The following is a 21,964-nucleotide window of genomic DNA, read 5'->3' as shown; positions in this document are numbered from 1 at the left end:
TTTCCTCTTAAATCTGTCGCACGATTGCGCCCGGCATCGGGACCGCGCATTCTGTGCTGCATCAACCAACAACAACAAGCACCAGGAGAAACACCGTGTCCTTTGCCGAGATCGACTACAGGGTCACCGATCGCGTCGCCATCGTCACCCTCAATCGCCCCGAACAGCTCAACGCGTGGACTTCCGTGATGGGTCAGGAAGTCCGCAACGCCATGGAGCAGGCCAAGGCCGACGACAACGTCCGCGTTATCGTGCTGACTGGCGCGGGCCGCGGCTTCTGCGCCGGCGCCGACATGAAACGGCTATCCAGCATCAGCGCGGCCGGTGGTCTGACCGAAGTCGCCGATACCCCCATCGATGCGAATTCGCGCCCCGACTTCCAGCGCAAGAACACTTACTTCCCCGCGATTCCGAAACCGATCATCGCGGCAATCAACGGACCCTGCGCCGGTCTCGGCATGTGTTTCGCGCTGTTCTGCGACATGCGCTTCGCCGCGCAGGAGGCCGTGTTCACCACAGCGTTCGCGCGGCGCGGCCTGATCGCCGAGCACGGCATGAGCTGGACGTTGCCGCGGTTGATCGGCCTGTCGGCCGCCACCGACCTGCTGATGTCAGGCCGCAAGGTGAAGGCCGATGAAGCGCTGCGGCTGGGGCTGGTCGACCGCATCTATCCGGCGGCCGACCTGATGCCGTCGGTCATGGCCTACGCCAAAGAACTCGCCGAGCTGTCGTCGCCGCGGTCACTGCGCGTGATCAAGAAGCAGCTGTGGGAAACGCCGATGCAGACGCTCGACGAGGCGATGGACGTTGCCGATCGTGAAATGGCGCTCAGCCTCAAGAGCGAGGACTTCAAGGAAGGCGTGAAGCACTTCATCGAGAAGCGTCCGCCCGCTTTCACGGGACGATAGTAGGCCGCTCGTCTTGTAGAGGTGCGATTCCCCGGATCAGGCCGGGGAATCTTGTCAGGATGCCAGCGTCCGTTGCCGGACGCGAACGCTTACAGCATCCCCAGCGCCTGCATGTAGGTTTCCAGGATGGTTTCCTGCTCCTGGCGCTCGTCGGCGTCCTGCTTGCGCATGCGGATGATGGTGCGCAGCGCCTTCACGTCGAAGCCGTTGCCCTTGGCTTCGCCATAGACGTCCTTGATGTCGTCGCTGATGGTTTTCTTTTCTTCTTCAAGCCGCTCGATGCGCTCGATGATGGCCTTAAGCTGACCCTTCGCGAAGCTGTGCGCGGTATCGTCGTCTTTCACGGCAGCCGAGGTGGTGGCCATCGGAGGTACTCCTGAACTTTAATGGGGCTTGATCAATGGGGTTGATCGCGGGCGTGCGCGGCACGTCATCTAGTGATCTGATTCTGACATTCGCATCCCGTTTCAACAACTCTCTTTGCGAATGTCAGAATCAAAAGACCACTAGCAACTTTAGTTTCCAGTGTCCCTTTGAATCCTTTCGTTCGCTACAGAAAGCGCTGCAAAATGAAGCGAACGAAAGGATTCAGGACACTGGCATCACACTCAAGAGTGAGGCCTGCCGCGTCAAGGCGGAGTCGCGGTCATCCACAGTGACCCACAGGCGAAAGAAAAGCCGGCGCCAATCGAGCCGATTTCACTTGCGTGTTTCAGTGGCCGCTGTGGCTTTTTTTCATCGCGGCGACCTGATCGGGCGTCGCCTCGGTCTGATGCTTCGCCTTCCAGGTTTCGTAAGGCATGCCGTACACCGCCTCGCGGCTCTCGTCCTTGCTGAGCGCCACGCCCTTGTCGTCGGCGGCATCCTTCAGCCAGTTGGAGAGACAATTGCGGCAGAAGCCCGCGAGGTTCATCAGGTCGATATTCTGCACATCGGTCCGCCCGCGCAGATGCTCGACTAAGCGGCGAAAAACCGCCGCTTCCAATTCCGTCCGGGTCTTCTCATCGATCGCCATGGTCATTTTTCCGCAATTTTGAGGCCGGCTGGCTGTCCCGCCACCGGCCTCCTAACATGGGGCCGGACCTCGTGATTTTAAGCCCCGCGTGACAGGTTCAATGATTTCCATATGGCGAGAAAAGCCAGCCATACCCGCGCCACCGCCCGGCAACGGGCCTAATAACGCTTGTGTGTAGTTTGGCGAAACCGCCAAGCCGCCCTATACTGACCGGGACTGACCGGACATCGGATCTCCGCTTTTGCCGATCATGCTCAATGTGTTACGCGAAATCAACGAATGGTTGATAGTACCTGATTAGATGACAGCCACGATTTCCCGCCGCATGACGTTTCATCGTACGATCACCGCTGCCCTTACCGGGCTTGTCGCGCTGGTCGCACTGTGCGCGTGGAACGATCCGGCAGCCGCTGATTTCCGGCTTTGCAACAACACCTCGAGCCGGGTCGGCATCGCGCTCGGCTACAAGGACAATGAAGGCTGGGTCACCGAAGGCTGGTGGAATGTGTCGTCCCGCGCCTGCGAAACCCTGCTGCGCGGAACGCTTGTCGCACGATACTATTATATCTACGCCATCGACTATGACCGCGGCGGAGAGTGGTCGGGGCAAGCCTTCATGTGTTCGCGCGACAAGGAATTCACCATCAAAGGCACTGAAGACTGTCTGGCGCGCGGCTTCGACCGCACCGGATATTTCGAGGTCGATACCGGCGAACAACGCGCCTGGACCGTCCAACTGACCGAATCCACCGAACAGAACCCGCGCTCGCCCGGCCTGCCCGGCATGCCGAATGCGCCGGGGGCTGCACAACCCGGCGCACTTCCCGGTGCAGCTCCTGGAAATCCTAAATGAGACGTCTGCGACGCATCAAGATCCTCGCCACCCTCGGACCAGCCTCTTCAGACAGCGCATCGATCCGCAAGCTGTTCGAGGCCGGCGCCGACGTGTTCCGCATCAACATGAGCCATACCCCGCATGACAAGATGCGCGAGATGGTGGCGACGATCCGCAACGTGGAGAGCAGCTACGGGCGGCCGATCGGGATTCTGATCGATCTTCAGGGACCGAAGCTGCGGCTGGGCAATTTCGAGAACGGCTTTGTCGAACTCAACAACGGCGCGATGTTCACGCTCGACGCCGATCCGACGCCGGGCGACAAAACCCGCGTCCACCTTCCCCATCCCGAAATTCTTAAAGCCTTGCGGCCGGGCCACGCGCTGCTGATCGACGACGGCAAGCTTCGCCTGATCGCCGAGGAGACCTCGCCCGACCATGCGCTGGTGCGCGTCGTCACCGGCGGAAAAATGTCCGACCGCAAGGGCGTCAGCCTGCCCGACACGGACCTGCCGGTGTCAGCGATGACGCCGAAGGACCGCGCCGATCTCGAAGCCGCGCTTGAAACCGGCGTCGACTGGGTCGCGCTGTCGTTTGTGCAGCGCGCCGACGACGTGATCGAGGCGAAGAAACTGGTGCGCGGCCGCGCCGCCGTGATGTCGAAGATCGAGAAGCCGCAGGCGATCGAACGTCTTGCCGAAATCATGGAGGCGTCGGACGCCTTGATGGTCGCGCGCGGCGATCTCGGCGTCGAACTGCCCGCCGAACGCGTGCCCGGACTTCAGAAGCAGATGACTCGCATGGCGCGGCGCGCCGGCAAGCCGGTGGTGGTCGCAACCCAGATGCTGGAATCGATGATCACGTCGCCAGTACCGACCCGCGCCGAAGTCTCCGACGTCGCCAACGCCGTGTTCGAGGGCGCCGACGCCATCATGCTGTCGGCGGAATCAGCCGCCGGCAAGTTCCCCGTCGAAGCGGTGCTGACCATGAACCGCATCGGCGAGGAGTGCGAGCGCGATCCGACCTACCGCGGCGTCATCGCCGCGCAACGGCCCGATCCCGAAGCCACCGCAGGCGACGCCATTGCCGACGCGGCGCGGCAGATCGCCGAAACGCTCGATCTCTCCGCCATCATCTGCTGGACCAGTTCCGGCTCGACCGCGCTGCGTGTCGCGCGCGAACGGCCGAAGCCGCCGGTGGTCGCCATCACGCCGAACGTCAATACCGGACGCAAACTGTCGCTGGTGTGGGGCGTGCATTGCGTGATCGCGGAAGACGCCCACGATCAGGACGACATGATCGACCGCGCCGCCCGGATTTCATTCCGCGACGGTTTTGCGAAAGCCGGCCAGCGCGTGATTATCGTCGCCGGCGTACCGCTCGGCACGCCGGGCACCACTAACATGGTCCGCATCGCCTATGTCGGCCCCGAGCGCGACGCCGACATCTGAAGGCGAACGCGCCGTCCTACTTCGCTGACTGACCCACCGTTTCCTGGACCCGCGTCACAGGTGGCGGATTCCACTTCCCGGTCAACGCGTCGGACTGAGGACCGTAGAGACGCATTGTGAGGTTGAACGGCCCCTTCGGCGCAGGGAGCCAGTTCGCCTCCTTATCGGCTCCCGGACTCTCGCTCTGGAAATACAGCGTCAGCGAGCCGTCGGGATTGGTCTTGAAGGGCATCCAGCTGCTGACAGCAAAACGATTGAGGCTGTTGGCGACCTGGAAGCCTTCGGGGTCGTAAAGCGTGACCGACCAGAACGCGTTCACCGGCGGCGCGCTCCCCTTCTCGAAACTGATCGTGTACTTGTTGGCGCCGTCGAGCGGTTTTCCCGCATCATCCGCAAGGTTGAGCGGATAGATCGCGTCCTCGGGCAGGTTCGCGCCAAGACCAAGCTGAGCCACGATGGCCCGCTTGAGATAGTAATTTCCGTACACGCCCATCGTGTCGGTGTTCATTGACCAGCCGTTCGCGACACGGGCGAGAGTCGCCACCTTCCATTCCATCAGCTTTTGCGCAGCCTCCGGCGCGGCCTCGATGGCCTTCTTCACCGCGGGATCAACCTTCGCAATGTCGAAGCTCTTGCCCGGTTCGATGCCGATGCGCTTCATCTGCGCGATGATCGGCTGGTCGGTGTCATGGGACGGATTGACCTTCAGAATTTCAGACGCGTAGGTAAAATACTTGCCGCCCGCCATGGTGTCGACCTGGACCTTTGGCGGCGTCTTCATGTCGATGGACTGATCGATCTTCGCCTCGACAGGCTTCGCCTGCTTTCCCCATTCCGACAGCGGCGTGATCTTGTAGCCGGCCTGAATCTTGTGAACCGCGGCATAGTCCGGTGGACCGTCCGTCTTGGTGCGCCCGATGACCCAGACATGCGGTGTCGGCGCATGAATGACCTGCGTTTCCTTCGGAAGCTTGAACTCTTCAACAAGCCGGTCCCGCAGATCCGGCCGCCAGTTCGGCGGAACGATCAGGAAATTTCCCGCTTGCGTTCCCGTGGTGCGTGATCCAGGCGAAGCGAACACGTCCGACCACATGTCGAGCATGGGAAGAAGATAATAGCGCCCGGCGGTGTCTGGTGCGGAGATGACGACGGGCTCCTTCGTCATATCCAGATAGCCGCTCGAATACAGCGTATCGAAATTCGGACGAACCACGGCCTTCATGTCGGCAGCCGGAAACGCCGGAATGTTGGCGAACGTATTCGCCGGACCGCCAATGCCCTTGCCCGGCTCCATGTTCGTCAATTGCTTGCGCGTTACATCCATCGTCACCAGCGGATAGAAATAAATGTAAGCGTCGGTGGCGATGGCGAGCGCCTCCTGCTCGGAAAGCTGCGCGGTCTGCGCCGTTGCAGCAGATGGGATCTGTAGTGTCCCTGTCGCAGCCAAACCAGTTAACAGGATCAATCCAAAACGAATTCTCTTAACGGGAGTAAGCATCACACAACCTCCGTTGTTCGATTTCAATTTTCCTGATGGCTTTCGAAAATAGAAAAGGGCACGCAGGTTCGCGCGCCACGCCCCGATTGTTTGGTTCCTCCAAAACTTGCTCGCCTTGAGATAAGGCGGCCTTGTCTGCTTGACGGAAATCAGCCGATCAATCGCATCGAATGGACAACGTGACTGAAATTGGGAAAACCCCGTCACCGCTGTCCCAGCAAGAATAACTCTCCGGTCCTCAGTCAGGCAACAGAATCCAGTTCCGATAGTTCAGCCTAGCTAACTATCGGGGTAAGTATCATGCTTGAATTGAAGTTTATCGATCAGGAAAGGGCGCATCGCTGCGCCGCAACTGGCGAACCGCACCATTTCGCGAGGCGAAACTCCGGCGCATGGTGACAGTCGTGCCCGCACATCATCGGGCACGACAGTTGGTTATTGTGTCCGGCGCAGGCCGCTCTCAGGCCGCCTTGTCGGCGGCGTGGACTGTCGTTTCGCGCGCTTCCTGCGCTGCGCGGGTGACATCTTCGACCGTCCCTTGCGTGAGCCGCAGCATGCGCTGCGCTTCCTCGCCATACTGCGCGAACGCGGTCTGCCAGAACTGGGCATAGGCCTGCTGCAAATCCTGCAGCGAGCGGCAGTCCTGGATCGTCCGGAACAACTGGACGTCCTCGCGCAGCCTCATGCCGACGAACTCCGACCATTCCTTGCCGATGTTCTGCATGGCCGTGCCGACCTGCGCGTTAAACTTCGCAGTTTCATTCAGCATGGTTCCATTGATCTCGCTCACGCGCGCAAGATCCGGAAACGGAATCGTTTCCGCCGCCTTGTTGAATACGTTGTCGCTGGTGGATGTGGGTGCCATTGTCGGACCTTCATTCTGCTGGAGCAAGAAAAGGACACGTCTAACGCCGACACTTCATCACTGATCGATGGCAGCAGTATGATGCTCATCGCATCGTGAGCGAAAAGAAAAATTTCTCTCCGATGCAGGTGCATGTTGCACGTGCACGCTCACAAGAATCAGATTGCCTGGAATGATCAAGGTCACCGCTCATGACCGAACGGCGGATTGCTGCAAGCGCGTGAAAAATACTCGGCAGATAACGCAACGACTGGATCACGCCGCCGCACGGCGCTCATACCGGACCACCAGCCAGCCGAAAAGCAGCATGTCGCCAAGCACGACGAAAGAACCGATGCCTGCGAACGGTTCGCCCGCCTTGTTGCCCGCGTGAATCATGGCGACGCCGACGGTCAATACAATCGTGCCGACGATCCAGATCCAGACCTGCATCATCGCGATGCGCGAGACATCCAGCGGCGGATGAAGGCGATAATAAATCCCGAAAAGAAACAACGACACCCAGCCGAGCAGGTTGAGATGGGCATGGGCAGGCATGGCGGAATGATCATGCGAAAGGGCCATGACGATACCCCACGACATTCCGACCAGCACTGCGATGACAGCGGCGAAAAAACTCAATGTCGAAGCCTTCATGTTGATCTCCCGATCACAATTTTCTGAATACGGCAGTGAGCGCCGCGACGCGCGGCCTGCCACCGCACTGCATCAAATTTAACGCGGGCCGCATCTCACCGCCGGAAGCCGCTGCACTTTATTACGGCGATCGGACTCAAAGTTCCGACTACGCCAACAGAGCATACTCCCGAGAAAACGGGAACCGGCTTTCGAAAGCAATCAATAAGGAACGGCCGATGCCGATGACCCGGCCTGCGCCTTCGCTGCGATCGCCTCGACCTCCGATACGATTACGTCGGCCGCATAGACCTGTGGCATGTGGCCGCCGTTCGGCAACACCACAAGCCTGGTCTGGGGCACTGCAGCGGCGAAAGGCCGCGAGTGAATTTCAGTCGAAACCGTCTTGTCGGCATCACCGGCGATGATCGTGACCGGAACCTTGATCGATGGATAGCTCGGCGACTGCCTGACCGTCTCCGCCTTCAGCGTCGTGAGATCCCAGGCATTGCTGAGAAACACCTGCGGCCGCAACACCATGCGCACCGCCGTCGCCGCGATGTAACCGTCCGGCATCGTCTGCGGCGCGAAGACGTAACGAGTTCCGCCCTCAACCAGAAATATGCCGAGCGGCAATGTGATCGTATAGGCGAGCAGCGGACCGATCACCGGAATGGTCGCGATCTTGTTGAAATTGCCGACGCCGCCCGGCCACGGATAGGCCACCGGCGACAGCATCATGATGGCGGCGACACGTTTGGGATAAGCCAGCGCCAGCGCCGGCATCAGCGCGCCGGCCCATGAGTGGCCGACGACGATAGCCCGGTCGATGCCGAGTTTGCCGAGCGCCTCGTCGATCATGCGGGCCTGAATCGCAGGCGTGGAATCCTCATAGCGTTCGCGCGTGCTCCAGCCATGCCCGGGCCGGTCGATCAGGATGACACGGCGGTCCTTCGCCAGCCTGTCGCCGAGCGGCTTGCGCATCGTCTGCAGGCTTGAGCTTGCGCCGTGAACAAGGACGATCGGCAGACCGGGCGCGTAGGTCGGGCCAAGCTCCACGACGTGAAGCCGCGCGCCCTTCACGTCGACGAACCGGCCCTCCGGCGGATGGTCGCGTTCGAGCACAAAGACGCCCGCCTGCGTAACCAGCGCCAGCACCGCCAGCGTGACCGCGACAGCCAAAACAATCATGGAAGAAATCCGGAAAACTTTCTGCACGGCGGAAAATACGAACGGCTGTTGAATAGGTTTCGCGTCGAAATCGCGCCCGCCCGCAAACCGGCCGGGTTCAGAAATGCCTGGTTAAATATCGCGGCCCTCGACCTTCTCGGTCAACGACTTCACAAGGTCCGGGACCCGTTCGAGATGGGGATTGATGGCCAGCGCTTTGCGGAAAGCATCGAGCGCATGCTTTTCGTCGCCGGTTTCCTGCATGATCATCCCGAGGCCCGCCAATGCGCCGAAGTGGCGCGGTTCGCGAATCAGGACCTGCCGGATGTCTTCCATCGAGCGCCTGTAATCGTTCTTCAGGTAGTGGATTGTCGCGCGCCGATTCCAGGCCTCAATATAGTCAGGACGCAGCTTGATGACGGCGTCGAGCAGTTTCAAGGCGACAGCGGTGTCCTTGCTGTCCATCGCGAGTTTCGCCCGCGCCATTAGCAGCGCGGCGGTATCGCTCGGCGTTGCGGTCCATACCGCCCAGATCCGGGCTTCGACAGCCTTGGCGCTTTCCTGATCGGGGGCGGCCTTCAAAGCGCCGAACAGAAAATCGAGATTCTTGGCCTTGTCACCGATGACGCGCGGCAGCTTGGCGGGCGCCTGCGGCAGTTTCTTCTGCGTGCCCGGCGGCGTCGGTTGCGGAGCCTGTGCAGCGGCGGGCGTCGCGGCGATTGCTGCCAGCACAACAATGCCGATCGCGAGCCTTAAAACCCGCGTCCAGTTCGCCGTGGTTGTGGACCGCAATGCCATGACGGAAAGTCTAAACGCGGAAAGCGCCGCGTGCAAAGTACAAGCGGCGTCAAACGGCTGTGATGTGGGGAGGAACCTGCCGCCTCGGTGGCGGCACACGTCATGGAACAAACAGGCGAAAAATCAGCCCGTTTGGATCAACCCTGGCGCGCCTTGAAGCGGCGCTGAACCTTGTTGATGACGTAAACCCGGCCCTTGCGGCGGACCAGACGGTTGTTGCGGTGACGGCCGCGCAGGGACTTCAGCGAATTACGGACCTTCATGGGACAATGCTCTCTGGAAGGCCGCGTTGCAGGGCCGAGTATGAACCGTTGGTTGATGGGCATATCCCGCAGGCCAAGGGCCGCGCGAGACAGGCGGTTTCTATGCCATCGGGGGGACAAATGTCAATCCGATCAGGCCAATTCAACAGCTCAAACCGGGGCAAAATGACCCGACCGGAACCCATTTTCGGACTTTCCGAGGCCCAAATCAGCCTCTAAGCAGACACTTGGACCTGTTCGCGCCCACGATCCTTCATGTTCCCGGGCGCGTACATTAAACACGGCTTTGGCCCCCCGGAAGATCTGGACCGTTGACCGCCGAAATGACCACACATCGTCCGGCAGCCGCGAAGGCCTTGCCACTCACCGACACCGGCCTTGCCGCGCCTGAACAGTCAGGCCGCCTGCCGCTGCCAAACGGGGTGCTCCTGCGCCGGATCGAGTGGCCGACAGCCTCCGTGATCCTCGCCTATCATCTGGTGGCCCTGCTCGCCTTTATCCCCTGGACCTTCAGCTGGACCGGCGTGATCGTCGCGATCATCGCCGCACGGCTGTCCGGTCTGCTCGGCATCAACATCTGCTATCACCGCCTGCTCACCCATCGCGGCTTCAAGTGCCCGAAGTGGTTCGAGCATACGCTGGCGGTCATCGCGATCTGCTGCGTGCAGGACACACCAGCCCGCTGGGTCGCGGTGCATCGCCGGCATCATCAGCACGCCGACGAACAGCCCGATCCGCACAGTCCGCTGGTGAATTTCCTTTGGGGCCACATCGGCTGGCTGATCATCAAGAATCCGGAGCTGAACCGCCTCGGAATCTACGACCGCTACGCCAAGGACATCCTGCGCGATCCGTTCTATGTCGCGATCGAGCGCAACTGGCTTCAGGTCAAAATCATTCTCGCGCAATGGGCTGTGTTTTTTGGCCTCGGTTTTCTCGCCGAACTGGCGATGGGCGGCACCACGATGCAGGCCCTGCAATTCGGGCTGAGTATCCTGCTCTGGGGCGTGTTCGTGCGCACGGTGTTCGTCTGGCACCAGACCTGGGCGGTGAATTCCGTGACCCACCTCTGGGGTTACCGGAATTATCAGACCGACGAGGACAGCCGGAACAATGTTTTCATCGGCCTGCTCGCCCACGGCGAAGGCTGGCATAACAATCACCACGCCGACCCGCGCTCGGCGCGACACGGTCACAAGTGGTGGGAGTTCGACACCACCTGGCTGACCATCCGCCTGTTCGAAAAGCTCGGACTCGCAACCGATGTCGTCGGGCCAAGTCCCCATGTGATGGCCAAGGCCGGCGTAAACATGGTCACACGCGGCGGAAGCAACACGCCAGACGAGTGATCGCAGCGAACTCCGCTTCTTTCTCCAACCATATCTCGATGCAGAAAAGCCCGCCCCGGACAATTCCGGAGCGGGCTTTCTGCGATCTTCAGGCCGGTTGTTACTGCTGCGGGACCTTCGCGGTCTTCACCACGCCCGACCACTTGCTGATTTCCGCATCGACGAACTTGGTGAAATCCGCGCCGGTGAGCTTGCCGGGCTCGACGCCCTGCGTCGCGAACTTCTCGCGCGTCTGCGGTGCTGCGAGGATCTCCTTCATCGCCGCAACCAGCTTTGTGTGAGCCGCGTTACCATTGGCCGTCGGCATATAGAGGCCGAACCATGCGGTCGCCTCGAAACCCTTCACGCCGGACTCATCGAGCGTCGGCGCATCGGGCAGCGACGCCGCACGCTCCTTGCTGGTGACGGCCAGCACGCGGATGGTGCCCGCCGCGGCAGCCGGCAACACCGTCGGCAGCGTATCGAACATGATTGGAATATGTCCGCCGATCAGGTCGTTCATCGCAGGCGCAGCGCCCTTGTAGGGAACGTGCACGATGTCGACGCCCGCCATCTGCTTGAACAGTTCGCCGGACAGATGATTGGCGCCGCCGATGCCGGCCGAACCGAACGACAGCTTGCCCGGCTCCTTCTTCGCCATTGCGATCAGGTCGGCAACGCTCTTCGCCGGAAAGTCCTTGTTGACCACCAGCGCGTTCGGCGCGCTCGCCACCACGGCGATCGGCGAGAAATCCTTCTGGGTGTCGTAAGGCAGCTTCACATAGAGGCTTGGATTGATGACGTGATGGGTTGCGGTCAACAGCAGCACGCTACCGTCATTGGGCGACTTCGCCACCATCTCGGAACCGATGGTCCCTGAAGCGCCGGCACGGTTCTCGACAATGGTGGTGACGCCGAGCTTGTCGCCGAGATACTGCGCCACGAAACGCGCCAGGATGTCGGTGGTGCCGCCGGCCGGGAACGGCACGATGATCTTGATGCTGCTGGGAAACTGTTCGCTGGCTTTGGCATCGCCGGAGGCGGCGCCGAGCATGAACATGCACACGACTGCTGCAAGAACTGACTTCATGATTTCAACCTGACCCAAGTTTGTATGACGTGATCTCGTTGGCGAACGGCAGCCGTTGTCACGGCTGACGCAACAGCTTGGCGCGTTCGACCAGCGAGCGCTCGGACACATAGAATTCGCCGGCCCACTTCTGATAGTCGGCCGGAGCTTTCTGCCACTGGGTCTGACCCAGGGTCACCAGCAGCTTCTTGTATTCATCGCTGTCGGCAGCGGTCTTGAACGCCTTGTAGAGCCTATCGACCACGGCCGGCGGCATGCCCTTCGGCCCCACCAGTCCGTAAGGCGCGGGATAAACCAGATCGTAGCCAAGGCCCTTCGCCGTCGGCACGCCGGGCAGCGACGCCACCGGTTGCGGATCGAACGACAGCAGCACGCGCATCTTGCCCGACTCGACATAGGGCAGAATGGTGCCGATGGCGTCGACCGTCGCCATGGTGTGACCGCCGAGGATCGCGGTGACAGCTTCGCTGCTGCCCTTGTAGCCGACATGGGTGATCTTCACGTCGGCCATGCCGGCCAGAGCTTCCGCCAGCAGATGCATGGTGGTGCCTGCACCCGCGGTGGCAACCGTCAGGCTTTCGGGATTCTTCTTGGCGTAGGCCACCCAATCAGCAGTGGTCTTGATCGGCGAGTCGGCATTGACCGCCAGCACGAAGGTGTAGCCGCCGAGACCCGTGATCCACGTGAAATCCTTGATCGGATCCCAGTCCACCTTCTGCATGTAGGGATAGCGCAGCAATCCGGCTGTGGCGGCCGCGATGGTGTAACCGTCGGGCGCTTCCGTTTTCGCCATCGTCGACGGCGCCAGCGTCGCACCCGCGCCCGGCCTGTTCTCGATGATGATCGGCTGGCCGAGATCCTTGGCAGCGAGTTCGCCGAGCTTGCGGAATGTCGTATCGGTCGCACCACCCGCCGCGAACCCGACCAGCAGTTTGATCGGCCGGGTCGGGTACGAATCCTGGGCGGCGGCAAGTTGAGGCGTCGCACCGATCAAACCGATCGCGAGCAATCCAGACCGCATCGCATCCAAATACCAACGCATTCTCATCTCCCTTATTCCGGTTTGCTCCGGCTCTTTATCGGTCGGCTATCGAGAGGCGGTTAAAACGCTCCACGATTTCCGGGTGTTCAGGGCATCAACGTCGAAGCCCGCAAGCTGCTTGTAGCGGCGCTCGACGTCCTGCAGTTCGGTCGCAGCATCGCCGTGAGCGCCGCTGCGCGCCAGCGCGCTCACCCGCGCCATTACGTCACCCGCCTGCCGCCGGTTCGCGAGTTGTACTTCGCTGGCGACCGGACGGCGTTGCGTCTCATAGCCGCGCAGCGCGTCATCGACGGTCGCAGCGGTAGCGAGTTCGTAGGCCAGCACGCGCGCATCGAGAATCGCCTGCGAGGCGCCGTTGGAGCCGAAGGGATACATCGCATGCGCCGCGTCGCCGAGCAGCGCGCAACGCCCGAACACCCAGCGCGGCAACGGATTAATGTCGGCCATCGGATACTCGTAGGATTCCGACGACGAGGCCACGAGATGATGCACGTCCAGCCAGTCGAAGCGGTAATCCTTGACGAATTCCGCAATGGCGCTGGTCGAAACCGGAAGATTCCAGTTGCCAAGTTCGGACTCGGCGCGCGTCGCATCCTTCGGACGGACCAGCAGCCAGTTCAGCACCCCGTCCGCGATCGGATAGACCACGACCCGCTGGGTTTCGTCGCCGATGATCACCATCGAGCGCCCGCTCAGAAATGGCGCAGTTTTCGTGACGCCGCGATACATGACCCAGCCGTTCGATGCGAGCGGCGTGACCGAGCCATACAGGCTGTCGCGTGCCGGCGAGCGGATGCCGTCAGCGCAAATCGCAACATCCGCAGTATAAGATACCGGACGATCCGCCGCGGCCTGATCGATCGCCGCGATCACGACCTTGTTGTCATCTGCGGTGCTTACGCCCGTTACGCGCTGCGCGATCCGGATCGACGATGGACCCAGACGTTCGCGCACCGCCTCGACAAGGAGCCGTTGCAGCGTGCCGCGATAAATGGAGTATTGCGGCCATTTGTAACCGGCGTCGAGCCCGCGCGGCTCGGCCCAGATCAGGCGGCCCTTTGGATCGTAATAGGCCAGTTCCTTGGTCGGCACGCCGGCTTTCTCAAGCACGTCGCCGAGACCGAGTTCGCTCAACTCGCGAACGGCATGCGGCGGCAGGTTGATGCCGACGCCGACGTCGCGAATTTCACGCGCTGCTTCGAGCAGGAGAATGTCGTCGCGGCCGGCAGCGTGCAAAGACAACGCCGCCGTCAGTCCGCCAACCCCCGCTCCTATGATCGCGATCGACATCGCGCTTCTACTCCGATCAGGCTGCAGCGGCTGCGACGGGGAATTCCACCATCGCTTCGCCGACAGCCACCTTCTCGTCGTTCTGGTTCTTCACCAGCACGTCGATCAGCACGAAGCGCGAGTTCTTGGTGGTCTGCTTGGCCTTGATGATTCCCACAGGCTGGATGGTGTCGCCCGGCTTCACCGGCTTGACCCAGCGCGTTTCGAGACGGCGATGAATGGCGCCCGCCGGATAAGCCCAGTCGGTCAGCATCCGGGTGATCAGCCCGAAGTTGTTCATGCCGTGCATGATGATGCCGCCGAAATTGGTCTTGCCGAAATCGCCCTTCATATAGTTGTCGTCGAGATGCAGCGGGTTGTAATCGAGCGATGCATCGCAGAACAGGCGGATGGATTCGCGCGAGACCGAGAACTTCGGACCGTCGATGCTGTCGCCGACCGTGAGGGTTTCGAATGTCGTCGTCATGTTTTCAACTCCTCGCGTTACATCGGCCGGATGGTCTGGCCGCGGCCTGAACAGATCACATCGCCGTGCTGATTGAAGAAGACGTTGTCGTGAACCACGAACAGCCGCTCGCGCTTGATGAACTTGTCGAGCGCACGGGCCTGCAGCGTGATGGTATCGCCGGGCCGCGCGGGCTTGTTGTAGCTCCAGGATTGTCCAGCGTTCACGGTGCCCGGTGAGCGCATCCAGTCGTCCGCTTCCGTGCAGGAGAACATCAGCAGGATGTGGATCGACGGCGGCGCGATGATCCCGCCCCAGGGCGTGGTCTTCGCATAGGCTTCATCGAGATAAAGGGGGTTGGTTTCACCGACCGCCTTGCAAAGAAGCGCGATGGCTTCCTTTGTCAGCAGGTAGGGGATCGTCTTGCGCGGTTCACCCGGAACGATCTCGTCCCAGACCTTCCGCAGATTTTCGTCCTTCCAGAAGTCCGTTTCGAAAGCTTGTGCTTGCGCCATGGCAATCTCTCATCTATGTTCATCAGGCGAACTTTATACTCACCACACGAACATTATGGTCTGGCTTTCAGCACCTGACAAGCCGGAAGATGAGGGAACTTGAATGTCCAAGGAAAGCGACGGCTTCGTCCGTGCCATTGCCAGAGGATTTTCCGTGGTCGAGGCGCTGGGGCGTCCACCCGGACGGCACACGCTGTCGGAGGCTGCCGTTGCGGCCGGGCTGACGCGCGCAACCGCACGGCGCATGCTGGCGACATTGGTGGCGCTGAAGTATTGCGAGGCCGACGGCCGCTACTTCAGCCTGCGCCCGCGTGCGCTCGGCCTTGGATTGTCCTATCTCAACGCGCTGCCTTATTGGGGCTACGCGCAGCGCGCGCTGGAAGATCTGCGCAACGACATCGGTGAATCCTGCGCGCTGGCGGTGCTCGACGAAACCGAAATCGTTTATGCGCTGCGTTTGCCAGCGCGGCGCATCCTCTCCGCCAATCTCGGCATCGGCAGCCGCCTGCCCGCGCATCTGATCTCGCTCGGCCGCGTGCTGCTCGCGGCATTGCCGCCGGAGCAGCGTGCGCAATATGTCTCCAGCATCGAATTCAAGCAGGTGACCCCTCGCACCGTGATCTCGCCGATTCAGCTTGCCGAGGAGCTCGCGCGCGTGGAGCAGCAAGGTTACGCCTGGATTGATGGCGAACTTGATCCCGCGATCTGCGGCATCGCGGTGCCGGTGCGCGATCAGGCCGGCCATGTCGTGGCCGCCGTCAGCATCAACACCATTTCGGGCACAGTGACCGAGGCCGAGGCGAAGAAGAAGTTCCTGGTGGCGCTGAAACGCACCGCGCAGGACATCAGGACCCAGACCACCGCCAATAACTAAAGCCGCGCGTTGCGTCCCGGCGCGATTTGATTATAGACTATAATCAATTCACGGCGACCCGCGTCCACAGCGCGGGACCGCCTCAGCCGGGACATGCGCATGCTTAATCCGGACGACCTGATCGCCATCGACATCCACACCCATGCCGAGGAGCCATGCGGCACCCACGGCGACGACGGCTACGACGATTTTCAGGCCGCGATGTCGGAATATTTCAAGTCTCCGCACAAGCATCCTCCCACCGTGCCCGAGACCGCGGCCTATTACCGCGCCAAGAAGATCGGCGCGGTGATCTTCCCGGTCGATGCCGAACGCGAGACCGGTTTCCGCCGCTACAACAACTACGAGATGGCGGAACTGGCGGCGCAGAACTCCGACGTGCTGATTCCGTTCGCCAGCATCGATCCCGCCAAGGGCAAGCTCGGCGCACGCGAGGCCCGCAAACTGGTGGCCGATTACGGCATCAAGGGCTTCAAGTTTCATCCGACCATGCAGGGCTTTTATCCGAACGACCGGATGGCCTATCCGCTCTACGAGGCGATCGCCGAGTCCGGGTCGATCGCGCTGTTTCATACCGGCCAGACCGGCGTCGGCTCCGGCATGCGCGGCGGCAACGGCATGCGCCTGAAATATTCCAACCCGATGTATATCGACGACGTTGCGGTGGATTTTCCCGATATGAAAATCATTCTCGCGCATCCGTCATTCCCCTGGCAGGAGGAAGCGCTGTCGGTCGCGACCCACAAGCCGAACGTCTACATCGATCTCTCCGGGTGGTCGCCGAAATACTTCCCGCCGATCCTGGTGCGCTACGTCAACACCATCCTGCAGGACAAGATGCTGTTCGGATCGGACTGGCCGGTGATCACGCCCGACCGCTGGATGGCGGATTTCGAGAAACTCGACATCCGCGACGAGGTGCGGCCCAAGGTGTTGAAGGCCAATGCACGCAAGCTGCTGGGCATCTGAAGCCCGGTCGGGCATAAGGCTACCTCAAACAGTTGTTTTGGAATTACAAAAGCATGACCGTTGAATCCGTTCGCGCGTTCTTCGCTGACAACGCGCCCGACATTGCCGTGATTGAATCCGAAAAAAGCTCGGCGACCGTGACACTCGCCGCCGAAGCCTTTGGCGTGACGCCGGCGGAGATCGCCAAGACCTTGTCCCTGCGCGTCGGTGACCGCGTGCTGCTGTTGGTAACCTGCGGCACAGCCCGCCTTGACAACAAGAAGGCGCGTGCGGTGTTCGGCGGCAAGCCGCGCATGCTCAACGCCGAGGAGGCGCTGGACGCCACCGGCCATCCGGTCGGCGGGATTTGCCCGTTCGGGCTGAAGACGCCGCTGCCGGTTTATTGCGACGTCTCGCTGCAGGCGTTCAGCGAGGTTGTGCCCGCAGCTGGCTCGATCAACAGCGCCGTGCGCATTTCGCCAGCGCGCATGGCCGAACTGACGAACGCGGAATGGGTCGACGTCAGCGAGGTCCGGGAACCGAGCGAGGTGGTGTGAGCGTCCCTACTCCACCTTGCCGATCTTCTTCACCGCCGCGATCAGCCGCGCACTGTCGGCTTCCACGAATTTCGCAAACTCCGGCGCATCCATGTAAGCGACGGGACTGCCTGCGGTCTCGAACGTCCTCACCACTTCCGGCGCGCGCACCGCCTCGCCCATCGCCTCGCGCAGCTTTGTCATGATCGGCGCGGGCAGCGCCGTCTGCGCGAACAATCCCGCCCAGATGTAGAACTCGACATCCTTGTAGCCGAGTTCCTGAAACGTCGGCACGTCCGGGAAGCTTGCGACGCGCTTTGCGCCCCACCCGGCCAGCACGCGCATTTTGCCGGCATCCACCTGCGCGCGCAGCGTGCCCGGTGCGGAGGCCACCGCCTGCACGGTGCCTGTGAGCAGCGCGTTGAGCGCAGGCGCGGCGCCGCGAAACGGCACATGAAGCAGCTTGATCCCGGCGCTCGCCGCGAACATTTCCATCGCGATATGCAGCGTGCCGTAGGGGCCGGACGAGCCGTAGGGAATCTGGCCCGGCCGCGCCTTCGCATCGTCCACGAAATCCTTCACCGTTTTCCACGGCGCGGACGCAGGGACCGCGAGCATGGTCGGATCGGCCAGCACCCGCGCCACCGGCGCGAACTGCGACATTTCATAGGCCACGGGGCGGTCGAACAGCCGGTCCGCTTCCGGCAAGACCGCCAGCGACGAGAGCGTCATCAACAGCGTATAGCCATCAGGCTCGGCGCGTGCGGCCGCCGCATTGCCGACGGAACCGCCGCCGCCACCGGCGCGGTTGTCCACGATCACGGACTTGCCGAGAATGCGCTCCAGCGCCAGCGCCACCGGACGCGCCGCGAGATCCGCCTGTCCTCCGGCGGGAAACGGCACGATCATGGAGACGTTGCGCGATGGCCAAGCCGCCTGCGCATGGGAAGTGCCGGAGAGCGTGTGCAATGCAACCTGCGACAGCGGCAGAACAGCGGCCGCCTTCAAAACCTCGCGCCGATTCATGAAGCCTCCCTGAGAATTTGTTTTTATTCTTTATCGCCACACCCTGAAGGAAGCGCAGATGACGATCAAGGCCGTTGTGTTCGATGCTTACGGCACGCTCTATGACGTGCAGTCGGTCGCCGCCGTTACCGACGAGGCCTTTCCCGGCTACGGCGAGCTGATCAGCCAGATCTGGCGGCTGAAGCAACTCGAATACACCTGGCTGCGCTCGTTGATGGACCGCTACGAGGATTTCTCGGTCATCACCCGGGACTCGCTGAGCTTCACCCTGAAGACGCTTGGCCTGACATTCGATGCCGCGATGTTCGAGCGCATCATGGACAAGTATGTCCACCTCGATCTCTATCCGGATGCGAAGCAGGCGCTGGCAGGATTGAAAGACCAGAAGCTTGCAATTCTGTCGAATGGCAGCACCGACATGCTCAACGCGCTGGTGCGCAACACCGGCCTCGACACCATTCTCGACGCCACCATCAGCATCGATACGACGAAAATCTTCAAACCGTCGCCGCGCACTTATGAGCTGATTGAAAAGAACCTCGGCGTGAAGCCGCACGAGGTGCTGTTCGTCTCATCCAATCCGTTCGACACCTGCGGCGCCAAGGCCTTCGGCCTGAACGTGGCATGGATCGAGCGCGTGACGCCGCAGGCGATGGCAGCCGAGTTCGTGAAGGCCGACCTCGTCCGCCCGCTGTCGATGTTCAAGGCGATCCGCATGCAGATGGATGAGTACGGCCTGGAACCGGACTATCGCATTGGCGCGCTGGCGGATCTGCCGAAGCTTGTGGCTTCCGGCTAACCCGCGCCAATGCTGCGGTGTTGAGGCACGCGGCTAGAAGCCGAGCGCGACACCATCCTTGCGATGGTCGGTTGCGCCGAGCAAGACGCCGCGTTCGTGATCGATCCAGATCGCCTGACAACCGCCGATCGCGGCGTCGGCCCATTTCACATCATGCCCGCGCGCAGCCAGTTCAGTGCCGATCTCTTTGCCGAAGGTCGGCTCCAGCGACAGCACGCCTTCGAATGCAAAGGAGCGCGGCGCTTCCGACGCCGCCTGAATATCCATGCCGAGGTCGAACACGTTGGAGAGAAAATTTCCGTGGCCGGTGGCCTGATAGTGGCCGCCCATGACGCCGAACGGCATCATGCAGCGTCCGTTCTTCATGACCATGCCCGGAATGATGGTGTGCATCGGCCGCTTGTTCGGTCCAAGCGCATTCGGATGACCCGGCTGGAGCCGGAAGCCCCAGCCGCGATTGTGCAGCAGCACGCCTGACTTCGGCGCGTAGATGCCGCTGCCGAACGGCTGGAACAACGAATTGATGAACGACACCGCATTCAGATCACGGTCCACCACCGTGACGTAGACCGTATCCTTGTGTTCGATGTCGTCCCAGTCGACGGCCGCACTGGCGCGGGTCATGTCGATCTTGCTGCGGATCGCGCCGATGTACGCGTCCGAGAGAAAGTGCGCCGCATCGACCTTGCCGTGCGCGGGGTCGCAGAAGAACGCATCGCGCGCGCGGTAGGCCGCCTTGCTCGCTTCCGCCAGCAGATGCACGCGGTCGACCTCCGACATTGATTTAATGTCGTAGCCGGCCAGCATGCGCAGGATCATCAGCGCCGCGAGGCCCTGCCCGTTCGGTGGACATTCGAGAATCTCATGACCGCCGTAGCTTGCGGAGATCGGCGTCACATCTTCCGGCGCGTTCGCGGTAAAATCCGTGACGGTATGCGTACCACCAAGACCCTGCAGCACGCTCGCAAGCTCCTCCGCTACTTCGCCCTCGTAAAACGCGGCGCGGCCTTCGCGCGCGATGCGCCGCAGCGTCCTGCCGAGCGCGGGCTGGCTGCGCCGGTCGCCAATGGCGGGCGCAACGCCGCCGGGCAGATAATGTTCTTTCGCCGCGGGATTACTTTCGAGCCGGGCGCGGTTGCGCGACCAGTCCAAGGCGACGCGCGGCGTGATGCGGAAACCGTTTTCGGCGGCGTCGATCGCGGGTTTAAGAATTTCCTCCAGCGATTTGCTGCCGTGCTTTTCTGCAAGCCTGCACCAGGCATCGATGGCGCCGGGAATGGTGATGCCCTCGATCGACGTCGGCGTGAGAGCCTTCGCGCCCTTGGCCATGGTCGCCGCGAGATCGGTCTTCGCCGGCGTGCGGCCCGATCCGTTCAGCGCCACCGGCTTACCGGCTTTCGGCGAATACAGCACGAAACAGTCGCCTCCGACGCCGGTCATCTGCGGCTCGACCACGCCCTGCAAGGCAACCGCTGCGATGGCGGCATCCATGGCGTTGCCGCCGGCTTTGAGAATGTCGAGCGCGGCGAGAGTCGCCTGAGGGTGCGAGGTCGCGGCCATGCCGCGTTCCCCCACTGCGATGGAGCGGGACGGCGAGATGAAATTGCGCATCAGGGAAACCTTCGAGAATGGAGGTCAAGACTACGCGGACTTGCCGCGCCGATCCACCCCTCGCCGGGAATGTGACACATGCCTATCTCGCCGCGCGCTTGGTGCGGCCGAGTTTTTCGGCAAGAAACTCCGCCAGCACTTCGACACGCGCCGGACGCGGCCCGCCCGGCGGCATCACCAGATGCACTGCGCCTTCTGGCTGCTTCCAGTCCTTGAGGATCACCTCGAGCCGGCCATCGGCGATGGCGTCACCGACAATGAAGTCCGGCAGATCGGCGATGCCGAGCCCCGCCAATAACGCCGGCATCGGCGCCTCGCCGTTGTTGACGCGCAACTGCCCCGACGGCCTTACCGTCGCCTGCTCGCCCGCCGTATTGACGTAGTGCCAGACCCCCGGGGTTGAGAGATACGCGTAGCCGAAGCACTTGTGGTCGGCGAGATGCATCGGATGGGTCGGCCGGCCATGCTTCTTAAGGTAGGAGGGCGCCGCCACCGTGTAGCGCCGCATGCCGCAGAGCCAGCGCGCGACCAGTGACGAATCCGGCAGGCGCGCGATGCGGATACCGGCATCGAAACCGTCACCGATCAGATCGACCATGGCGTCGCTCAGATGCAGGTCGATGGACACTTCTGGATAAGCGGCGAGAAACTCCGGCAGCAGCGGCGCGATGACCCTGACGCCGAAGGTCATCGGCACCGCAAAGCGTACCAGCCCGCGCGGGACGGATGATTGCGCCAGCGCTTCGCTCTCCAAAGCCTCGCCGTCCATCAGAAGTTGCGCCGCGCGCTCGGCCAGTTTCTGGCCGGCATCGGTCAGTGCGAGTTGCCGCGAGGTGCGGTTGAACAGCCGCGCGCCGAGCCGTTCCTCGAGCCGGCTGACGGCCTTGGACACGGTCGCTTTCGACAGCGCTAGTTCCGCCGCTGCCCCTGCAAACGACCGCATTTCCACGACTTTCGCGAAGATCGCGAGCGCCTCGAAGTCCGGGAGCCTGGACATGTTGGCCATCCTTCAAGTGTCACAAATAGAAACAATGAGTTTCAA

The 21,964-nt window shown here is 61.9% G+C and carries 24 protein-coding genes; 8 read left to right on the top strand and 16 right to left on the bottom strand.

Annotated elements, in window-relative coordinates:
- The first annotated feature begins 95 nt into the window (after positions 1-95).
- A complete protein-coding gene (locus YH63_RS10405; protein WP_046827667.1) occupies positions 96-908 on the top strand; it encodes an enoyl-CoA hydratase in 813 nt (270 codons plus the stop codon).
- Between the two features lie 89 nt (positions 909-997).
- On the opposite strand, the gene YH63_RS10400 is transcribed toward YH63_RS10405, so the two are convergent.
- On the bottom strand, positions 998-1,273 hold the full coding sequence (locus YH63_RS10400) for a DUF2312 domain-containing protein (RefSeq protein WP_046827668.1): 276 nt from the start codon (positions 1,271-1,273) through the stop codon (positions 998-1,000).
- A gap of 347 nt (positions 1,274-1,620) precedes the next feature.
- On the bottom strand, positions 1,621-1,923 hold the full coding sequence (locus YH63_RS10395; RefSeq protein ID WP_046829608.1) for a DUF1244 domain-containing protein: 303 nt from the start codon (positions 1,921-1,923) through the stop codon (positions 1,621-1,623).
- A gap of 301 nt (positions 1,924-2,224) precedes the next feature.
- Between YH63_RS10395 and YH63_RS10390 the strand changes: the two genes are divergently transcribed.
- On the top strand, positions 2,225-2,776 hold the full coding sequence (locus YH63_RS10390) for a DUF1036 domain-containing protein (RefSeq protein WP_046827669.1): 552 nt from the start codon (positions 2,225-2,227) through the stop codon (positions 2,774-2,776).
- On the top strand, positions 2,773-4,209 hold the full coding sequence (gene pyk, locus YH63_RS10385; protein WP_046827670.1) for a pyruvate kinase: 1,437 nt from the start codon (positions 2,773-2,775) through the stop codon (positions 4,207-4,209). The genes YH63_RS10390 and pyk overlap by 4 nt, the downstream gene beginning before the upstream one ends.
- Positions 4,210-4,225: 16 nt before the next feature.
- Here the strand turns inward: pyk and YH63_RS10380 are convergent, their stop codons facing one another.
- From YH63_RS10380 to ykgO, 6 genes are all read right to left on the bottom strand, one after another.
- Positions 4,226-5,707, bottom strand: coding sequence for a DUF1254 domain-containing protein (locus tag YH63_RS10380; protein ID WP_246658039.1), 1,482 nt, complete (start codon positions 5,705-5,707; stop codon positions 4,226-4,228).
- A gap of 460 nt (positions 5,708-6,167) precedes the next feature.
- Entirely contained in the window at positions 6,168-6,572 is a 405-nt protein-coding gene (locus YH63_RS10375; protein ID WP_046827672.1) for a phasin family protein, read from the bottom strand.
- A 255-nt stretch (positions 6,573-6,827) separates the two neighbouring features.
- Complete coding sequence (locus YH63_RS10370) at positions 6,828-7,208, bottom strand: hypothetical protein (RefSeq protein WP_046827673.1); 381 nt, start codon at positions 7,206-7,208, stop codon at positions 6,828-6,830.
- A gap of 201 nt (positions 7,209-7,409) precedes the next feature.
- The gene (locus tag YH63_RS10365; RefSeq protein ID WP_046827674.1) at positions 7,410-8,378 is read right to left on the bottom strand and encodes an alpha/beta fold hydrolase; all 969 of its coding nucleotides are present in this window, start codon (positions 8,376-8,378) and stop codon (positions 7,410-7,412) included.
- 111 nt (positions 8,379-8,489) lie between these two features.
- The gene (locus YH63_RS10360; protein WP_046827675.1) at positions 8,490-9,155 is read right to left on the bottom strand and encodes a tetratricopeptide repeat protein; all 666 of its coding nucleotides are present in this window, start codon (positions 9,153-9,155) and stop codon (positions 8,490-8,492) included.
- 137 nt (positions 9,156-9,292) lie between these two features.
- Positions 9,293-9,418 (bottom strand): type B 50S ribosomal protein L36, encoded by a 126-nt coding sequence (gene ykgO, locus YH63_RS10355; protein WP_002718645.1) that lies wholly within the window; start codon positions 9,416-9,418, stop codon positions 9,293-9,295.
- A 323-nt stretch (positions 9,419-9,741) separates the two neighbouring features.
- Here ykgO and YH63_RS10350 point away from each other — a divergent pair, with 323 nt between their 5' ends.
- Positions 9,742-10,767: an acyl-CoA desaturase gene (locus tag YH63_RS10350; protein ID WP_046829609.1), complete on the top strand. Its 1,026-nt coding sequence runs from the start codon at positions 9,742-9,744 to the stop codon at positions 10,765-10,767.
- A gap of 100 nt (positions 10,768-10,867) precedes the next feature.
- On the opposite strand, the gene YH63_RS10345 is transcribed toward YH63_RS10350, so the two are convergent.
- The 5 genes from YH63_RS10345 to YH63_RS10325 are packed head-to-tail and all read right to left on the bottom strand — an operon-like array spanning position 10,868 to position 15,128.
- Positions 10,868-11,836, bottom strand: a complete 969-nt coding sequence (locus tag YH63_RS10345; RefSeq protein ID WP_046829610.1) for a tripartite tricarboxylate transporter substrate binding protein — start codon at positions 11,834-11,836, stop codon at positions 10,868-10,870.
- Between the two features lie 58 nt (positions 11,837-11,894).
- Positions 11,895-12,878 (bottom strand): tripartite tricarboxylate transporter substrate binding protein, encoded by a 984-nt coding sequence (locus YH63_RS10340; RefSeq protein ID WP_046827676.1) that lies wholly within the window; start codon positions 12,876-12,878, stop codon positions 11,895-11,897.
- Between the two features lie 45 nt (positions 12,879-12,923).
- Positions 12,924-14,168 (bottom strand): FAD-dependent monooxygenase, encoded by a 1,245-nt coding sequence (locus YH63_RS10335; RefSeq protein ID WP_046827677.1) that lies wholly within the window; start codon positions 14,166-14,168, stop codon positions 12,924-12,926.
- A 16-nt stretch (positions 14,169-14,184) separates the two neighbouring features.
- Positions 14,185-14,634 (bottom strand): MaoC family dehydratase, encoded by a 450-nt coding sequence (locus YH63_RS10330; protein ID WP_046827678.1) that lies wholly within the window; start codon positions 14,632-14,634, stop codon positions 14,185-14,187.
- A gap of 17 nt (positions 14,635-14,651) precedes the next feature.
- Positions 14,652-15,128, bottom strand: coding sequence for a MaoC family dehydratase (locus tag YH63_RS10325; RefSeq protein ID WP_019195537.1), 477 nt, complete (start codon positions 15,126-15,128; stop codon positions 14,652-14,654).
- A 103-nt stretch (positions 15,129-15,231) separates the two neighbouring features.
- On the opposite strand from YH63_RS10325, the gene YH63_RS10320 reads away from it, so the two are divergent.
- The 3 genes from YH63_RS10320 (at position 15,232) to YH63_RS10310 (ending at position 17,507) form a co-directional block, all read left to right on the top strand.
- Positions 15,232-16,002: an IclR family transcriptional regulator domain-containing protein gene (locus tag YH63_RS10320; RefSeq protein WP_046827679.1), complete on the top strand. Its 771-nt coding sequence runs from the start codon at positions 15,232-15,234 to the stop codon at positions 16,000-16,002.
- Between the two features lie 99 nt (positions 16,003-16,101).
- A complete protein-coding gene (locus YH63_RS10315) occupies positions 16,102-16,971 on the top strand; it encodes an amidohydrolase family protein (RefSeq protein WP_046827680.1) in 870 nt (289 codons plus the stop codon).
- Positions 16,972-17,024: 53 nt separating this feature from the next.
- The gene (locus tag YH63_RS10310; protein ID WP_046827681.1) at positions 17,025-17,507 is read left to right on the top strand and encodes a YbaK/EbsC family protein; all 483 of its coding nucleotides are present in this window, start codon (positions 17,025-17,027) and stop codon (positions 17,505-17,507) included.
- 6 nt (positions 17,508-17,513) lie between these two features.
- Here YH63_RS10310 and YH63_RS10305 read toward each other — a convergent pair whose 3' ends face one another.
- Positions 17,514-18,512, bottom strand: coding sequence for a Bug family tripartite tricarboxylate transporter substrate binding protein (locus tag YH63_RS10305; RefSeq protein WP_046827682.1), 999 nt, complete (start codon positions 18,510-18,512; stop codon positions 17,514-17,516).
- A gap of 58 nt (positions 18,513-18,570) precedes the next feature.
- Between YH63_RS10305 and YH63_RS10300 the strand changes: the two genes are divergently transcribed.
- Complete coding sequence (locus tag YH63_RS10300; protein ID WP_046827683.1) at positions 18,571-19,311, top strand: haloacid dehalogenase type II; 741 nt, start codon at positions 18,571-18,573, stop codon at positions 19,309-19,311.
- A 33-nt stretch (positions 19,312-19,344) separates the two neighbouring features.
- Here YH63_RS10300 and YH63_RS10295 read toward each other — a convergent pair whose 3' ends face one another.
- The gene (locus YH63_RS10295; RefSeq protein ID WP_046827684.1) at positions 19,345-20,922 is read right to left on the bottom strand and encodes a gamma-glutamyltransferase family protein; all 1,578 of its coding nucleotides are present in this window, start codon (positions 20,920-20,922) and stop codon (positions 19,345-19,347) included.
- 82 nt (positions 20,923-21,004) lie between these two features.
- Entirely contained in the window at positions 21,005-21,919 is a 915-nt protein-coding gene (locus tag YH63_RS10290) for a LysR family transcriptional regulator (RefSeq protein ID WP_046829611.1), read from the bottom strand.
- Positions 21,920-21,964: the final 45 nt, after the last annotated feature.

The sequence above is a fragment of the Afipia massiliensis genome, assembly GCF_001006325.2.
Classification (GTDB): Bacteria; Pseudomonadota; Alphaproteobacteria; order Rhizobiales; family Xanthobacteraceae; genus Afipia; species Afipia massiliensis_A.
This window is presented reverse-complemented; position numbering and strand designations above follow the sequence as displayed.

What these genes read in the sequence shown, in the direction of transcription:
- YH63_RS10400 (WP_046827668.1), bottom strand. Translation starts at nt 1,273, where the DNA reads ATGGCCACCACCTCGGCTGCCGTGAAAGACGACGATACCGCGCACAGC.
- YH63_RS10360 (WP_046827675.1), bottom strand. Translation starts at nt 9,155, where the DNA reads ATGGCATTGCGGTCCACAACCACGGCGAACTGGACGCGGGTTTTAAGG.
- YH63_RS10375 (WP_046827672.1), bottom strand. Translation starts at nt 6,572, where the DNA reads ATGGCACCCACATCCACCAGCGACAACGTATTCAACAAGGCGGCGGAA.
- YH63_RS10370 (WP_046827673.1), bottom strand. Translation starts at nt 7,208, where the DNA reads ATGAAGGCTTCGACATTGAGTTTTTTCGCCGCTGTCATCGCAGTGCTG.
- YH63_RS10325 (WP_019195537.1), bottom strand. Translation starts at nt 15,128, where the DNA reads ATGGCGCAAGCACAAGCTTTCGAAACGGACTTCTGGAAGGACGAAAAT.
- YH63_RS10320 (WP_046827679.1), top strand. Translation starts at nt 15,232, where the DNA reads ATGTCCAAGGAAAGCGACGGCTTCGTCCGTGCCATTGCCAGAGGATTT.
- ykgO (WP_002718645.1), bottom strand. Translation starts at nt 9,418, where the DNA reads ATGAAGGTCCGTAATTCGCTGAAGTCCCTGCGCGGCCGTCACCGCAAC.
- YH63_RS10310 (WP_046827681.1), top strand. Translation starts at nt 17,025, where the DNA reads ATGACCGTTGAATCCGTTCGCGCGTTCTTCGCTGACAACGCGCCCGAC.
- YH63_RS10330 (WP_046827678.1), bottom strand. Translation starts at nt 14,634, where the DNA reads ATGACGACGACATTCGAAACCCTCACGGTCGGCGACAGCATCGACGGT.
- YH63_RS10335 (WP_046827677.1), bottom strand. Translation starts at nt 14,168, where the DNA reads ATGTCGATCGCGATCATAGGAGCGGGGGTTGGCGGACTGACGGCGGCG.
- YH63_RS10390 (WP_046827669.1), top strand. Translation starts at nt 2,225, where the DNA reads ATGACAGCCACGATTTCCCGCCGCATGACGTTTCATCGTACGATCACC.
- YH63_RS10350 (WP_046829609.1), top strand. Translation starts at nt 9,742, where the DNA reads ATGACCACACATCGTCCGGCAGCCGCGAAGGCCTTGCCACTCACCGAC.
- YH63_RS10345 (WP_046829610.1), bottom strand. Translation starts at nt 11,836, where the DNA reads ATGAAGTCAGTTCTTGCAGCAGTCGTGTGCATGTTCATGCTCGGCGCC.
- YH63_RS10315 (WP_046827680.1), top strand. Translation starts at nt 16,102, where the DNA reads ATGCTTAATCCGGACGACCTGATCGCCATCGACATCCACACCCATGCC.
- YH63_RS10295 (WP_046827684.1), bottom strand. Translation starts at nt 20,922, where the DNA reads ATGCGCAATTTCATCTCGCCGTCCCGCTCCATCGCAGTGGGGGAACGC.
- YH63_RS10380 (WP_246658039.1), bottom strand. Translation starts at nt 5,707, where the DNA reads ATGCTTACTCCCGTTAAGAGAATTCGTTTTGGATTGATCCTGTTAACT.
- YH63_RS10290 (WP_046829611.1), bottom strand. Translation starts at nt 21,919, where the DNA reads ATGTCCAGGCTCCCGGACTTCGAGGCGCTCGCGATCTTCGCGAAAGTC.
- YH63_RS10300 (WP_046827683.1), top strand. Translation starts at nt 18,571, where the DNA reads ATGACGATCAAGGCCGTTGTGTTCGATGCTTACGGCACGCTCTATGAC.
- YH63_RS10305 (WP_046827682.1), bottom strand. Translation starts at nt 18,512, where the DNA reads ATGAATCGGCGCGAGGTTTTGAAGGCGGCCGCTGTTCTGCCGCTGTCG.
- YH63_RS10340 (WP_046827676.1), bottom strand. Translation starts at nt 12,878, where the DNA reads ATGCGTTGGTATTTGGATGCGATGCGGTCTGGATTGCTCGCGATCGGT.
- YH63_RS10365 (WP_046827674.1), bottom strand. Translation starts at nt 8,378, where the DNA reads ATGATTGTTTTGGCTGTCGCGGTCACGCTGGCGGTGCTGGCGCTGGTT.
- pyk (WP_046827670.1), top strand. Translation starts at nt 2,773, where the DNA reads ATGAGACGTCTGCGACGCATCAAGATCCTCGCCACCCTCGGACCAGCC.
- YH63_RS10395 (WP_046829608.1), bottom strand. Translation starts at nt 1,923, where the DNA reads ATGGCGATCGATGAGAAGACCCGGACGGAATTGGAAGCGGCGGTTTTT.